16 protein-coding genes are annotated in these 15,434 nt (G+C 39.2%); 3 read left to right on the forward strand and 13 right to left on the reverse strand.

What is annotated here, in order from left to right:
* Positions 1-2: 2 nt before the first annotated feature.
* The 13 genes from cyoA to H5118_RS10055 all read right to left on the reverse strand — a co-directional run bounded on the left by cyoA (position 3) and on the right by H5118_RS10055 (position 13,052).
* Positions 3-962 carry a ubiquinol oxidase subunit II gene (gene cyoA, locus H5118_RS09995; RefSeq protein WP_165723814.1) on the reverse strand — a complete coding sequence of 320 codons (960 nt, stop codon included), beginning with the start codon at positions 960-962 and terminating at the stop codon, positions 3-5.
* A 322-nt stretch (positions 963-1,284) separates the two neighbouring features.
* Positions 1,285-1,704: a hypothetical protein gene (locus H5118_RS10000; RefSeq protein WP_024596560.1), complete on the reverse strand. Its 420-nt coding sequence runs from the start codon at positions 1,702-1,704 to the stop codon at positions 1,285-1,287.
* Between the two features lie 1,178 nt (positions 1,705-2,882).
* Positions 2,883-3,095: a (Na+)-NQR maturation NqrM gene (gene nqrM / locus H5118_RS10005; RefSeq protein ID WP_007376137.1), complete on the reverse strand. Its 213-nt coding sequence runs from the start codon at positions 3,093-3,095 to the stop codon at positions 2,883-2,885.
* Between the two features lie 101 nt (positions 3,096-3,196).
* Positions 3,197-4,228, reverse strand: a complete 1,032-nt coding sequence (locus H5118_RS10010) for an FAD:protein FMN transferase (RefSeq protein WP_182748702.1) — start codon at positions 4,226-4,228, stop codon at positions 3,197-3,199.
* 109 nt (positions 4,229-4,337) lie between these two features.
* Complete coding sequence (gene nqrF, locus H5118_RS10015) at positions 4,338-5,567, reverse strand: NADH:ubiquinone reductase (Na(+)-transporting) subunit F (protein WP_002958895.1); 1,230 nt, start codon at positions 5,565-5,567, stop codon at positions 4,338-4,340.
* 18 nt (positions 5,568-5,585) lie between these two features.
* Positions 5,586-6,194, reverse strand: coding sequence for an NADH:ubiquinone reductase (Na(+)-transporting) subunit E (nqrE, locus tag H5118_RS10020; protein WP_002958896.1), 609 nt, complete (start codon positions 6,192-6,194; stop codon positions 5,586-5,588).
* A 10-nt stretch (positions 6,195-6,204) separates the two neighbouring features.
* A complete protein-coding gene (locus H5118_RS10025; RefSeq protein ID WP_002958897.1) occupies positions 6,205-6,837 on the reverse strand; it encodes an NADH:ubiquinone reductase (Na(+)-transporting) subunit D in 633 nt (210 codons plus the stop codon).
* Positions 6,837-7,589 (reverse strand): Na(+)-translocating NADH-quinone reductase subunit C, encoded by a 753-nt coding sequence (locus H5118_RS10030; protein ID WP_002958898.1) that lies wholly within the window; start codon positions 7,587-7,589, stop codon positions 6,837-6,839. Before H5118_RS10030 ends, H5118_RS10025 begins: the two co-directional genes overlap by 1 nt.
* Positions 7,582-8,784 (reverse strand): NADH:ubiquinone reductase (Na(+)-transporting) subunit B, encoded by a 1,203-nt coding sequence (locus tag H5118_RS10035; protein WP_002958899.1) that lies wholly within the window; start codon positions 8,782-8,784, stop codon positions 7,582-7,584. Before H5118_RS10035 ends, H5118_RS10030 begins: the two co-directional genes overlap by 8 nt.
* Before the next feature lie 4 nt (positions 8,785-8,788).
* On the reverse strand, positions 8,789-10,132 hold the full coding sequence (locus tag H5118_RS10040; RefSeq protein WP_024596562.1) for a Na(+)-translocating NADH-quinone reductase subunit A: 1,344 nt from the start codon (positions 10,130-10,132) through the stop codon (positions 8,789-8,791).
* A 628-nt stretch (positions 10,133-10,760) separates the two neighbouring features.
* Positions 10,761-11,954, reverse strand: coding sequence for an enoyl-ACP reductase FabV (gene fabV, locus H5118_RS10045; protein WP_182748703.1), 1,194 nt, complete (start codon positions 11,952-11,954; stop codon positions 10,761-10,763).
* A 113-nt stretch (positions 11,955-12,067) separates the two neighbouring features.
* The gene (locus tag H5118_RS10050; protein ID WP_024596564.1) at positions 12,068-12,379 is read right to left on the reverse strand and encodes a BolA family transcriptional regulator; all 312 of its coding nucleotides are present in this window, start codon (positions 12,377-12,379) and stop codon (positions 12,068-12,070) included.
* A 61-nt stretch (positions 12,380-12,440) separates the two neighbouring features.
* On the reverse strand, positions 12,441-13,052 hold the full coding sequence (locus tag H5118_RS10055) for an alpha-ketoglutarate-dependent dioxygenase AlkB (RefSeq protein WP_024596565.1): 612 nt from the start codon (positions 13,050-13,052) through the stop codon (positions 12,441-12,443).
* Between the two features lie 42 nt (positions 13,053-13,094).
* Here H5118_RS10055 and H5118_RS10060 point away from each other — a divergent pair, with 42 nt between their 5' ends.
* The 3 genes from H5118_RS10060 to H5118_RS10070 are packed head-to-tail and all read left to right on the forward strand — an operon-like array spanning position 13,095 to position 15,421.
* Positions 13,095-14,237 (forward strand): methyltransferase, encoded by a 1,143-nt coding sequence (locus tag H5118_RS10060; RefSeq protein WP_024604970.1) that lies wholly within the window; start codon positions 13,095-13,097, stop codon positions 14,235-14,237.
* On the forward strand, positions 14,238-14,798 hold the full coding sequence (locus H5118_RS10065) for a YajG family lipoprotein (protein WP_165744317.1): 561 nt from the start codon (positions 14,238-14,240) through the stop codon (positions 14,796-14,798). It abuts the gene before it with no gap.
* 2 nt (positions 14,799-14,800) lie between these two features.
* Positions 14,801-15,421, forward strand: a complete 621-nt coding sequence (locus tag H5118_RS10070) for a peptidylprolyl isomerase (RefSeq protein ID WP_182748704.1) — start codon at positions 14,801-14,803, stop codon at positions 15,419-15,421.
* Positions 15,422-15,434: the final 13 nt, after the last annotated feature.

Consider the following 15,434-nt stretch of genomic DNA (forward strand, 5'->3'; position numbering starts at 1 on the left):
TATTATTCCTCGCCTTGGCTGTGAGATGAAGGCATTGAGTGCTCACTCATTTCATGATGCTTTTTACTCATTTGCCCATGTTCGCCCAATGCATGGTGTTTTTTGTTCATATCGCCATGCGCCTGCATATACTTCATAACAATGGTATGAAATAAGCCGTCATCAACTTTTCCGTAATATGCTACTGGGTTATTTTCACTTGCTTTTGCAAGCTCAACATAATTTGCATGAGTCAGGTTATTAGCGCTTGAATTCGCTTTCACATCACTCACCCACTTATCAAAGTCTGCTTGAGTAGGTGTAGCAATGGCATTAAATTTCATGCCAGTGAAACCTGCGCCGCTGTAATTTGCTGAAAAGCCTTTAAACGTACCTGGCTCATTTGCAATTAAGTGAAGCTTGGTTTCCATCCCAGCCATTGAGTATATTTGACTACCCAATTGCGGAATAAAAAATGAATTCATTGTGCTCTCTGAGGTGATTTTATATTCAACAGGTACATTTGCTGGGAACACTAATTCATTAACCGTAGCAATACCTTGCTCAGGATATATAAATAGCCACTTCCAGTTTAGTGAAACCACTTCAACAGTAAGATGTTCACCTTTACCTTCAATGGGTTTATAGGGGTCTAAGTCTTGGGTAGACTGCCAGGTAATAACACCTAAAATGATTACAATAACAATAGGAACAGCCCAAACAACGGCTTCAATTTTATTTGAATGAGCCCATTTTGGAGCATAAATTTCTTGGTTTTGAGTGTCTCTATATTTCCAAGCGAAATACAAAGTCATCACAATAACGGGAACGACTACAAGCAACATAAGCACGGTTGCGATGATGATTAAATTTTTCTCATCAATGCCTATTTGCCCTTTTGGATCGAGTATCCCGCCTTTACAGCCTGACAACGCCAGCACTGTACTAGCTAAAGCAATATTACAAAGGTTACGAATTAACAAGGGAGTATCCTACAAACCTAGAGTTTCAATTTGCTGCTTAAAATAAAAACCAAAGCAACGATTTTTCAATAAAAACCCAAGTTAACTAGAATTAAATTATAAAAATAAGGGGGCTATTCAAAAAAACCTAAAGCTCATGCCATTAATGACCTAGCAACAAACCCAGCTTTCTAAACGCATTTATATAACGTAATAAAAGTTAACTTGGGTGAGTGGTGGTTGGCTGAAATGTGTTTAAAGAAACACGAAGCTACTTTGTTTTAGCTAACCTTAATTATTTACAGCAAGAACAAATAATTAAAACCAGCAACAAGATGCAGCGTTACAGGCAACCTGTAAAGCTAGGTGGAGCACGACAACCATGTGAAGAGATCACAGGTTGCTGAACTTTAGCCTCGCTAAAAGCAAAGGCTGCTTTACGGAGGATTATGCCAGCACGACGCGCTGGACAAATATGGAACAATAACCAACAAAGGCCAATAAGTAACTGACTTGATATGATCGGATGAGCTAAAAATTGCGCAAGATTAAGTAACAGTGGCTCTACAATAAACCCATCACTTAATAGCGCTTCAAGCTTGAAGGCATCCTCTAATGCACCGCTTAGCAACATTACAGTATTAAACACTAATAAAGTTATAGCTACACACACGCCCTTGCCTGCTTTATTCAAGCGTTCACACGTCTGCGGCTCGCCAGAGGCAAGTTCCGTAGCTGTATGATGCAAAGAAAGTGTGTTCAAAGACATTAACCTACTAAAATGACTATAACAAAATTAGAGTAATACAGTTTGCAATGGAAAAATTTAAAAAACATTGCTGTTGTAAACCCTAAAACCAGGTGCTAAATACAATCAAATCCAGCTAGCACATATTTACCTAGCGAAAATTGATCCGTATCAACCAAACTTTCAAAACTTACTGAAAGTTCGAACGTGAGTATAACAAAGAGAATTTTCTGTTCAACTAAAAATCAATTAATTTGAGTTAAGCTTTCGAAGCTATTTTGTTAATAAAAAATAACACGATAAAAAACATTCGGTTAGCTAAAATAAAAAACGATTTAAAGAGAAATATTTAATAGGATTATAGGTTTTTAGGAGGGAGTAATAATTGTGTGGCACAAATAAAAACAGCCCAAATTCAGTCACCACCGAACTTGAGCCGCCTTTCACACTGACAACATCTTCACACACAATATAAAGATTCTTGGTTTACACTGCATGGCAATTGTAGGGAATAAAAACAACTCAAGCTAAGTCACCACCGAACTTGAGCTGCCTTTCACACTGACAACATCTTCACACACAATATAAAGATTTTTGGTTTACATTACGTGGCAATTGTAGGGAATAAAAACAACTCAAACTCGTTCTTTATGGAAGTGAATCCACCGAACTTGAGTTGCCTTTCACACTGACAACATCTTCACACACAATATAAAGATTTTTGGTTTACACTGCGTGGCAATTGTAGGGAATAAAAACAACTCAAACTCAGTCACCACTGAACTTGAGTTGCCTTTCACACTGACAACATCTTCACACACAATATAAAGATTCTTGGCTTACACTGCGTGGCAATTGTAGGGAATAAAAACAACTCAAACTCAGTCACCACCAAACTTGAGTTGCCTTTCACACTGACAACATCTTCACACACAATATAAAGATTCTTTTAAGCGAGGCTAACTTATGCCTCAAGCTTATGACGAGAGCCTTGCTCTTTGTCTATGATTAAACTTTAGAGTGTTAGCTCCAATTTGACAAACGAGAAAAATAAACCTAATAGGTGAAAAAAACTAAACTATATACCTTTGTCTAATACATTTAGATTGGATTGCTTTGGAAGCTATGATGCGAAGGCGTTTTACAGGCACAAAAAAAGCGCTATAAAGCGCTTTTTAATATTTAAGACAGGCTTAAATAATTTGGTTTTCTTTCCAAGCTTGCTCTTTTGCTAAACGGTTTTTGCGTTTATCACATGGATCATCGCAATCACAGGCTTTATCAATACCAACCGAACCTAAACCACCACAGCTGCTTGCCATAGATTTTTTTTGCACGATCATACCAACGGCCATAGCCGAAACTATCAAAATTAGTAAGCCAAAAGTAAGAAGAAAAAGTGACATTGCTTAGCCCCTATTGATCAGCAATAAATTAAACTCAAATATTTTTGAGCGACTGCTATTATATACCCAAATAACACGGAAATAAACAAGTCAGCACCATACTATAAATAAGGCTTAAATGCTGGGCTTGAGTAGGTAACTAAACCCTCTTTTGATTTACCTATTAAATAAACCGGTAAATCATGTTGTTCAGCATAAGCTTGCGCTTTTTGCATCCCCATTACAGTAAGTGCCGTCGCTAAACCATCTGCCGTCATAGCGCTTGGATGAAGCACAGTTACCGACACTAAGTCGTGCTTAATAGGCATACCTGTTGCTGGATCAATTAAGTGGGTATAGATCTCGCCATCCATTTTATAAAAAATACGGTAATCACCCGATGTCGCTATACCACTTGTACTTGGCGATAAAACACGGTGTACCTTACGCTCTCCAGGTTGCGCATCTGGTTGCTCAATCGCGATTTTCCAATCCTGATTATTTGGCTTTTCACCAGCTATACGCAGTTCACCACCAATCTCAACCATGTAATTAGTAATGTCGTGGTTTTCTAATAACTGGGCAACTTTATCAATACCATAGCCCTTAGCTGTTGCCGAAAAAGAAAGCTCCAGTCCATTAACTGTTTTAGCCAGTCCTTGCTCATTTAAGATAAGTTTATCAATGCCTATTTTTTCAACCATACTTGCAAGCTCTTCATCACTTGGGCGATTAGTTGGTTTTTTATCAGGCCCAAAGCCCCATAAATCAATTAAAGGCCCCATTGTTACGTCGAGTGTTTTAGTCGATTCACCCAAGCGAATAGACTCGCTTATAACAGCCCTAAAATCTTCGCTAATTGGCATGACTTGATTTGCAGGTAACCTGTTAAATGTATTTATTTCAGAGTCTTCTATGTAAGTAGACATAGATTGGTTCACATCTTTTAAAACAGCGTCTATTTGCAGCTGTAGTTGTGAAGCCGATAGCTGGGCTTGCTCATCATAATATTTAATATGATAAGTGGTACCCATAGTCTTACCTTCTAAAAAGGTTTCTTTTAACTCTGGCTTTTCACCACACCCAGACAATAATAAAGTCAGTGTAATTAGTAAAAAGGCCATTATGCCCTGTGAAGTACTTACTCGATTCATAACAGCTCTACTTAATAGATTGATAAAATTAAAGAATAAAAAAAGCCTCGTAACACAAGTGCTACGAGGCTGGTATTTTAACCAAAACTAAACTGTTTTGGTATTAGTGTTAGCCACCGAAGTCATCTAGTAAGATATTTTCGTCTTCAACACCTAAATCTTTAAGCATAGTAATAACTGCCGCATTCATCATTGGAGGACCACACATGTAGTACTCACAATCTTCAGGCGCTTCGTGATCTTTAAGATAGTTCTCAAATAACACGTTATGGATAAAGCCAGTATAGCCTTCCCAGTTATCTTCAGGCTGTGGATCTGAAAGTGCTGTATGCCATACGAAGTTAGGATTTTCAGCGGCTAGGCCGTCAAAATCTTCTACGTAGAACATTTCACGCTCAGAACGTGCACCATACCAAAAGCTCATCTTACGTTTAGAGTTCAAACGTTTAAGTTGGTCAAAGATATGAGAACGCATTGGCGCCATACCAGCACCACCACCAACAAATACCATTTCTGCATCAGTGTCTTTAGCAAAGAACTCACCAAATGGACCCGAAATAGTTACCTTATCGCCTTCTTTAAGTGACCAAATGTACGAAGACATTTTACCACATGGCAAGCTAAGGTTTCTTGGAGGTGGAGCAGCAATACGCACGTTAAGCATAATGATGCCTTCTTCTTCTGGGTAGTTAGCCATTGAGTAAGCACGAATTGTTTCTTCGTCTACTTTTGACTCCAGATCGAAGAAACCAAAATGGTTCCAGTCGCCACGATACTCTTCAGGAACATCGAAATCTGCATATTTAACATGGTGAGGTGGAGCTTCGATTTGGATGTAACCACCCGCACGAAACGGCACTGACTCGCCATCTGGAATTTGCAGCTTAAGTTCTTTGATGAACGTTGCTTTGTTATCATTAGAGATAACTTCACAATCCCACTTCTTAACACCAAAAATTGACTCTTCAAGTTCAATTTCCATGTCATTTTTAACATTTACCTGACACGCTAAACGACAGCCTTCACGGGCTTCACCTTTAGATATGTGATCAAGTTCAGTTGGCAGAATATCACCACCACCTTCTTTAATGTGTACACGACACTGACCACAAGAGCCACCGCCACCACAAGCAGATGATACAAATATACCTGACTCAGATAGTGCGCCTAAAAGCTTACTACCTGCTGATGTTTTAATGGCTTTATCTGGGTCGCCATTAATGCCGATGATAATATCGCCACTTGCAACTAACTGAGATTTAGCACCAATGATGACTAAAACCAGTAGTACAACGATAGCGATAAAAACACCAACGCCTAAGAAAATCTGATAATCCATGATTTATCCTCGCTACCTTTACAGTGAAATACCAGAGAATGACATAAAGCCAAGTCCCATTAAACCAACAGTGATGAAGGTAATACCTAAACCACGTAAGCCGTCAGGTACGTCTGAGTATTTCAGTTTCTCACGGATACCTGCAAGTAATGTAATTGCAAGTGCCCAACCAACACCAGCGCCAATACCATAAACAACAGACTCGCCGAAGTTATAGTTACGCTCAACCATGAATGATACCGCACCAAATATTGCACAGTTAACTGTGATAAGTGGTAAGAAGATACCTAACGCGTTGTATAGTGCAGGGAAAAACTTATCTAACGCCATTTCAAGAATTTGCACAAGTGCTGCAATAACACCAATGAAAGTTAAGAAACGTAAAAAGCTAAGATCTGCATCTGGGTAACCTAACCAAGTTAGTGAACCAGGTGCAAGTACCGCATGATAAACCAAGTTGTTTACAGGTACAGAAATACCCAATACAACTATAACCGCTATACCTAGGCCAATTGATGTAGTTACTTTTTTAGATACCGCTAAAAAAGTACACATGCCTAAGAAGAATGACAACGCTAAGTTCTCAATAAAAACGGCTTTTACAAATAAACTAATATAATGTTCCACTATTTGCCCCTTACGCTTTAGCTTCTACTTGGTCTTTCTTGTAAGTACGCAGTACCCATATGAATAAACCAATGATGAAGAATGCACTCGGTGGTAAGATCAATAGACCCATAGGCTGATACCAACCGCCATCTTGTACTAATGGGATAATATCAACACCGAATAGTGAACCCTTACCAAATAGCTCACGAATGAAACCAACAGTAAGTAGTACTACAGAGTAACCTAAGCCGTTACCAATACCGTCAAGGAATGACATAAGTGGTGGCGACTTCATCGCGTATGCTTCAGCACGACCCATTACGATACAGTTAGTAATGATTAGACCAACGAATACAGAAAGCTCTTTTGCAGTAGCATAAGAAAATGCCTGTAATACTTGGTCAACAACGATTACCAATGATGCGATAATTGTCATTTGTACGATGATACGTACAGATGATGGGATCTGGTTACGAATAAGCGAGATAAAGAAGCTCGAAAACGCAGTTACAAGTGTCAATGCGATTGACATAATTAACGCATTTTTTAAGCTAGACGTTACCGCTAGCGCAGAACAAATACCAAGTACTTGTAGTGCGATTGGGTTGTTAGCTAAAACCGGACCGAATAGGACCGCCTTCATTTCTTTAGTATCAGCCATTATTTCAATGCTCCTTTACGTACTTTCGCAAGGAAAGGGCCAAAGCCATTTTCGCCAGTCCAAAAGTCAACTGCATGATCAACACCGTTAGACGTTAATGTAGCACCTGAAAGACCATCGATCTTATGCTCATCATTGCCCGCAGTACCTTTAACAATTTGAATTGGAAGTTCTTTACCTTCCCATGTAGCAGTCCACTGTGGATTTTGGATTTCGCCACCAAGACCTGGGGTTTCATTATGCTTGTAAAAGATAATGCCCTTAACTGTTTCACCATCGCTTTCAAGCGAGATAAAACCGTACATCAAGCCCCATAAGCCGTAGCCTTGGATAGGAAGAATGATTGCATCAACTGAGCCATCTTCTTTTTTAGAGATATACACCGGTGACTCTTTAGTCACACGTTGAATACCAGCAATATCTTTAACGCCTTTCTCTTGAAGAGAAACACTTAGCGCTGCATCATATTTGCTTTTTTCAAAGTCAAAGATTGTTGGGTCTGTATCTACAAACTCACCTGTAGTCATGTTTACAACGCGCGCTTCGATTTTTGCATCAAATGTTTCAAGAACATTTTCAACTTTGTCGATGCCCGCAGCAGCTAAGATATTGCTTTGAATATCTTTGTTTTTATTAGCTTGCTGTAAAGGACGAAGCTGTACAGAAGCAAACGATACAATGATTGCACACACTAAACATAGTGCTACAACAACTGATAACGTTTTGCCGATTGATTCGTTATTACTAGACATTACGTGCCAACCTCCGCTTAATATTAGCCTGCACTACAAAGTGATCGAACAGTGGAGCGAACAAGTTAGCAAATAAGATTGCTAGCATCATGCCTTCTGGGAAAGCAGGATTCACAACACGTATCATAACCACCATAAAGCCAATTAGTAGACCATATGCTAATTTACCTTTGTCAGTAAATGCAGCTGATACAGGGTCAGTAGCCATAAAGAACATACCAAACGCAAAGCCACCAAGTACGAAATGCCAATACCAAGGCATTGCAAATACAGGGTTAGTTTCTGAGCCAACAGCATTTAATAAAAATGCAGTTGCTACCATACCTAGGAATACACCTAGTACGATGCGCCAAGAAGCGATACGAACGTAAATTAAGAACAAACCACCTACTAATAATGCAAGTGTAGATGTTTCACCTACAGAACCTTGAATGAAACCATAAAACGCATTCCACCATAATTCCATGTTTGCAAAGTCAAGTGTGCCAGCAAATGCTTGGCCTAGCATAGTTGCACCAGAGAAAGAATCTACTGCTGTCCATACTGTGTCACCTGAGATTTGAGCTGGGTATGCAAAGAATAAAAATGCACGACCGGCTAAAGCAGGGTTTAAGAAGTTACGGCCAGTACCACCAAAGATTTCTTTAGCGATTACTACACCAAACGTAATACCTAACGCAACTTGCCATAAAGGAATAGTTGCTGGCAAAATAAGTGCGAATAATACAGAAGTAACGAAGAAACCTTCGTTAATTTCATGCTTACGCACTGAAGCAAATATAACTTCCCAGAAACCACCTACTGCAAATGTTACAGCGTAGATAGGTAAGAAGAAACATGCTCCATAGAACATCTTAGCGCCCCAGCCTGCATCAGCGGTTAACTCGCCACCGAATAACTGGAACAAACCAACTTGCCACGTGTTTGCTAGTTCAAAACCTTGTGCTAAAGCACCAGCGGCCTGATGACCGATATTGAACATACCAAAAAACATAGCTGGGAACGTCGCCATCCACACTAAAATCATCATACGTTTTAGGTCGATGTTATCGCGTACGTGTGTCGCGCCTTTATTTACGTAGCCTGGTGTATAAAAAATAGTTGCAGCTGCTTCATACAGTGCATAAAACTTTTCATATTTACCACCGGCTTCAAAATTCGGCTCGATATCTTCTAGATATTTTTTTAAACCCATCTCTCTAGCCTTCCTTCTCGATCGTAGTTAAGCAATCGCGTAGGATAGAACCATACTCGTATTTGCCTGGACAAACGAAGGTACATAACGCTAAATCTTCTTCATCAAGTTCAAGCGCGCCCAATGAAATTGCACTGTCTAAATCACGTGCAATTAAGTCACGTAATAATAGAGTAGGCAAAATATCTAACGGCATTACGCGCTCGTAGCTACCAATTGGTACCATGGCACGTTTTGAACCACCTGTTGACGTTGTCATTTTAAATAAACGACTTGGTGCAAGGTGAGAAAGGAATGTACGCGTTACAGAGAATTTATCACTACCTGGTGCAATCCAGCCAAACAATTCTTTTTCGCGACCTTCAAGTAAAACAGATACTTGAACGTGGTAACGACCTAAGAATGCATGAACACCGTTTGAAATAGAACCTGATAGAACAGAACCAGAAATAACGCGGTTATCTCCGTCTTCTAACTCACCAGCCACTAAATCATCCAATGAAGCACCTAATTGTGTTTTCACTAAACGTGGGTTTTTAACGCGAGGACCTGCAAGCGAAATAACACGATTTGTGTAAATTTCACCAGTAAGGAATAAGTGACCATACGCAATAACGTCTTGGTAACCAATATGCCAAACTTGTTTGCTAACAGAAACTGCATCAAGATGATGGATATGAGTGCCAACGAGGCCAGCCGGATGCACACCACCAAACTCATGTACTTCTACTTGAGCTATAGATGAGCTAGGAACTTGGCTGCCTGCTTTTTTACACACAAATACTTTGCCATCGGTCAAACGCGAAACAACTGCAAGACCCGCTTCAAATGCTTGCGCATTTTCTGCAATAATTACTGCAGGATCTGCAGCTAATGGGTTTGTGTCGATTGCGGTCACAAAAATAGAACTAGGATTTGCATCCACAGCCGCTACTTTGCTGAATGGGCGAACACGAAGTGCTGTCCATTGACCAGACTGGATAAGTACTTCTTTGGCTTTTTCGCGCTCTAAGCTCGGAAGCTCGTCTGCTTTGAAAGAGTCAAAGGTGATTTGCTCACTGCCTGCTACTTCAATAACAACAGATTGCAGCACACGTTTAGCACCACGATTTATTTCTTTTACTGTACCAGAAGCTGGAGCAGTAAATAGGACGCCTGGGTTCTTTTTATCTTCAAAAAGTACCTGGCCTTTTTTGACTTGGTCATCCACACGAACATGCATGGTTGGACGCATACCGATAAACTCTTCGCCAAGCACAGCTACACGTTTGACAGCAGAACCGTCATGTATAACTTGCTGTGGCGCGCCCTCTAAGGGTAAATCCAGACCTTTTTTTATGTTGATCATACGCACTTGCATTACATTAAAGGAAAGAAACTGAAAAATCGTATCAACCACGTCGCCATTTGAGTTATTCCAAGTTATATCAAGGTACAAAAGAGCAGCTTGCTAGAGATATCAAACAAGCAACGTAGTAAAACTCATCACATATTGTCGAGATTTTAACATCATTTTAGATGACTATGCGAGTGTATTTATGAAAATTATACGACAGAAACACTTATTTAGTTTTGTTAAGTGAATTAAATAAAAATCAAGCTAGACCAAAGTGGTAGCCTAAGCAATTATCATTCCTGATTTCATCGTAAATTCAACAAATCGCATAATACAAAAAAAGCCGCGATAGCGGCTTTTTATAACTAGAGCCTGTTGACCTTTCGGATTAAAATTTGTTCAATCTAGGGGCTATTTAATCGCGGCGTGAGGTTTGTAACCTAGTGGGCTAAGTAAAAACCGAGCAACAAAGAGTAAATAGCCCCTAGGCAGAACCCTTTGGGCAGCGCATGTTTGGCATTTATTCCACGTTATCGCCCATTTATGGGGAATAACCACACTACATAGGCTCTACCTTGCCTAAATACCAAACAGACTGCTGCAAATTTAACCTCGAAAGATAAACAGGCCCTAAGTTCTGTTAGTCAATCATATTGGCAATTGGCTTAACTGAATCTACATCTTGATCGTAGTCAACACTATCTATACCAAAACCAAATAAGCGTAAAAACTCATTATGGTAACCAACATAATCTGTTAGCTCATCAATGCTGCTTGTATCTACTTTATCCCAAACAGCTTGCACGCGAGCTTGCACGTCGTCTTCTAGCTCTTTGTAGTTTTGGAATAAATGTCCACCGTCGTCAAAGCGAGGTGATTCACCATACAAGTTTTCACTAAATAAAGCGTGAATTTGCTCAATAGTGCCTTCGTATGTGCCATCTGCTTTCATAACTTTAAATAAAGCAGAGATATATAACGGCATAATAGGAATAGCAGAACTTGCTTGCGTTACCACAGCATTAAGTGATGAAACATATGCCTCACCATTTAAATCTTTTGTTGATTCTTTAATAGCAGCGGTTGCACGGTCTAGATCTTCTTTAGCCTTACCAATAGTAGCGTGTCCGTATATTGGCCATGTTAGCTCTTTACCAATATAAGTGTACGCAGTCGTTTTAAAGTTATCGGCTAATACATCCGCTTCTTTTAATGCGTCAATCCACATTTCCCAATCTTCACCGCCCATTACTTTAATGGTGTTGTCGATATCGTCTTGGTTTGCAGCTTCAACAGTAATTTCATCAATTTCACGCTTTGATGTATTTAAGTTTTTAGTAGTAACGGCACTGCCAATTGGTTTAAGCGTAGATGAGTAAACTTCGCCCGTATTTGGGTCTGTACGACGAGGAGACGCTAAGCTGTAAATAATACAATCTACTTTGCCCAAATCTGCTTTAATAGTGTCGATTGCTTTTTGTTTAATTTCGTTAGAAAACGCATCGCCATTAATATTTTTAGACCAAAGGCCTGCTTCGTCTGCTGCATCTTGAAAAGCAGCGGTATTGTACCAACCAGCAGAACCTGTTTTGCGATCTGTACCTTCTTTTTCAAAGAAAATACCTAATGTTTTAGCACCACCACCAAACGCAGCTGTAATGCGCGAAGCCAAGCCGTAGCCTGTTGATGCGCCAATAACTAATACATTTTTTGGTGCATTTTTTAATGCGCCTTGTTGTTTTACATAGTTAATTTGTTCTTGAACATGCTCTGCACAACCAGCTGGATGTGCGTTTGTGCAGATAAATCCACGAATTTTAGGCTTAATGACCATTGATCATCCTATATCTTTTACAATAAAAATTAGCGCTAGTTTAAAGGCTAATACTAAAAACACTGATCTGATCAGTTAACCACAAGTGTAACAATCAAATCGCTATTAATTATTTAAGCTAATTTAGAGCCGCCCATACAATTAGGTGAATCAGGTGCCTCGCCGCCCTGCTCTGTATACTCATCGGGTGTATATGTATGAATTGCGAGTGCATGAATATGATTTGCTAATTCATCTTTTAGAATTTCATTAATTTCACGATGGCGCTGCAATAAACGTTTACCTGTAAAACCTTCGCTAACCACTATTACTTTAAAGTGTGATTCAGTGCCCGCACTGTGCATATGGCTTTCGTTAATTACGTTTAAATGTTTACACGCAATAGCGTTGCTTATTTTTTCTTGGATCTGTTGCTGCATTGACATAAAAGACCGTTTTAATTAGCTAATTTATACACTTACTATAACAATTTAACGCAGCGCTTGGCTAACTAAATTGCTTTTGTTTAATGTCCTTAATAAATCGGTAAGTTAAACTTATTCGAGGATGTGCAAGCGTTGTTTGTTTAGGTATTGCATGTTGATAATCTCGCTGGCTATGTCCATTCATTATTAAACAGCTGCCACTTTGTAATTTTAAGTCGGTTACTTTATTGCTCGCCTTGTGCTTTAACTTTAGAACCCGATCAGCTCCTAGCGAGACACACACAATTGTTGGTTTATCACCAAGCTCTATTTCATCATCACTGTGCCAGCCCATCGTATCATTACCATCTCGGTAATAATTAACGAGTAATGAGTTTAGAGGCTGATTTAAGTGCGCCTCTAAACGCCTTCTCATATTAAGTAACAATTCATCCCATGGCTCTACTATTTGCTTACTACTTGAATAGCCGTATTCAATATTTAAATCGCTCATGAAGCATTGTAGCCGTGGAATAGGCCCCGTTTTACCATAAACAGTTACATCGGGTTGCTGCCAACGTAGGTTTTTTTGCAAATAATAAAATAGATCGAGGCTTTTTTGTGCACTAAGTGCCCTACTTTGATAAGAAAAGCCATTTGGTAACTGTTGGGGGTTGGCGTTTTGCCGTTGCATGTTAGAATTTACCTACATTAGATTACTGATCAACGAACCATTATGACGACGCAAGCCCAGCTAGGCGATAAAACCTTTACTCTTGAACGCTTTCCTTTGGATCAAAAAAACCGCAGCTTACAAGCGTGGGATTCGGCAGATGAGTACCTTATCAATTATGTTAACGAACATCACCCTGATTGTCGCTCATTGCTTATTTTAAACGATAGCTTTGGTGCACTTGCTTGTTATTTTAATAAGTTAACGGTTTGTTCAGTTAACGATTCTTATATTAGCCACCAAGCTGCGGCTTATAACTTACAAGAAAACAAACTGCCTACAGCAGATTTCACACAATTAGATAGTTTGTCTGCATTACCGCAGGATGTTGATTTAGTACTTATTAAAATCCCTCGTAATGTAGGTTTTTTACAGTTTCAGTTAAGTGAGCTCAGTGAAGTCCTTGCACCTGGTACGCCAGTAATTGCTGCAGGTAAAACAAAAGAAATTCATAACTCAACAATAAAATCATTTGAGCAATTTATTGGTGAAACAAAAACTAGCCTAGCAGTTAAAAAATCCCGCCTTATATTAAGTACAGCTAAAGGCGGATATAAAGCAGCAGATTTCCCTGTAACGTGGGAGCTTGAAGGTACTGAGTTTAATATAACAAACCATGCAAATGTGTTTTCGCGTGATTCGTTAGATATTGGTGCACGCTTCTTTTTTAACTACTTACCAGAAACACCAAAAGCTAAAAGCATTATTGATTTAGGCTGTGGTAACGGAGTTGTTGGATTAATGACGCTTGCTCGTTGCCCTAATGCATCAGTTACTTTTGTTGATGAGTCTTACATGGCAGTAGAGTCGGCTCGGTTAAATGTAGAAATTAACCTAGGCGATAAGTTTGATAACTGCGAGTTCATCGAAAACGACTGTTTAACAGGCTTTGAAAGAGACAGTGTAGATATGGTGCTTTGTAACCCTCCATTTCACCAAGCTCAGGCCGTTACCGACCATATTGCTTGGCAAATGTTTAAACAAGCAAAAGATACTTTAAAAGAAGGCGGCGAGCTGCGTATTATTGGTAATCGTCATTTAGATTATCATGATAAATTAAACCGTATGTTTGGCAACTGTAAGTTGTTAGGTTCAAACAAAAAGTTTGTCGTTTTAAGTGCAACAAAAAATAGTGGAATGCTATAAATGAAATTAACAAACATTATAATTGGGTGTTGTGTATTACTGATACTTGGTGGCTGCGCGAATCAGCCTAGCCAAGTAATACTTAACCCTGTTTATAAAAATGGTCAAATTAGCACTATAAATAGTAGCTTAAGTACTAGTGTAATTGATTTACGTGGCGATACATCAACACTTAAACTTATTGAGTCAGACAAAACTAAAACCTTTGCAAGCCAAGGCATTACCAGCTCTATTAAAAGTGTGTTAGACAGCGCCCTTAGCCGCAATGGAGCCAGTATTTCTAACTTAGCAACTGTTCGCTTTGAAGTAGATATTCATGCATTGCAAGCTGTTGTAACCGAAAAGCTAGTGAGCCATACCAGCGAAGCCCACATAGAACTTGGCGTGCGTGTTATTCGCGCCTCAAGTAACTTTAGTAAAGTGTATAGAGGTAGTGCTAATTTAGAAGGCCCATTTAGTCATGAGCAAGCAAAAATAGAAGGTCAACTCAATAAGTTGACTGAGCAAGTTATTACCCGCATTGTATCTGACCCTGAATTAATAGAATTTTTAGAAGGTTAACTATGAAACGACTTTTTTTAATCTGCTTAGGCCTATTCTTTAGTGTAAGTAGCTTAGCAGCCCAAGAAGGCCGCTTTGTGCAAAAGGACAACATTTTTCCACGCGTAGAAATTGTAACGTCAATGGGTAGCATCGTGGTTGAGCTAGATCGCTCTAAAGCGCCCATCACAGTCAATAATTTTTTAACTTACGTGTCAGACAAAAGTTATCAAGGCAGCGTTTTTCACCGTATTGAGCGCGATGTAGAAAATGATCGCGACTTTGTTATTCAAGGTGGCGGTTACGATAAAGACTATGATGGCCTACATGAAAATGACCCTATTTTTAATGAAAGCGGTAACGGTTTAAAAAACGATATGTATAGCATTGCTATGGCCTATCAAGATAGACAACCGCACTCAGGAACTCGCCAATTCTTTTTTAATATGGATAATAACGATCACTTAAATCCAGGGAAAGATTGGGGCTTTGCAGTATTTGGTAGCGTAATGGATGGTTACGACACGCTTGATAAAATTATGACTGTTGAAACCGGTTTTAATGAGAAAATTGGCTACGATTTCGTACCTAAAAAACCTGTTGTCATCTTAAATATTAAAGTACTTGAACAAGTCTCACTATAATTTTTTAAGAGCA

Source organism: Pseudoalteromonas sp. SR41-1, assembly GCF_014164015.1.
Taxonomy (GTDB): Bacteria; Pseudomonadota; Gammaproteobacteria; order Enterobacterales; family Alteromonadaceae; genus Pseudoalteromonas; species Pseudoalteromonas distincta.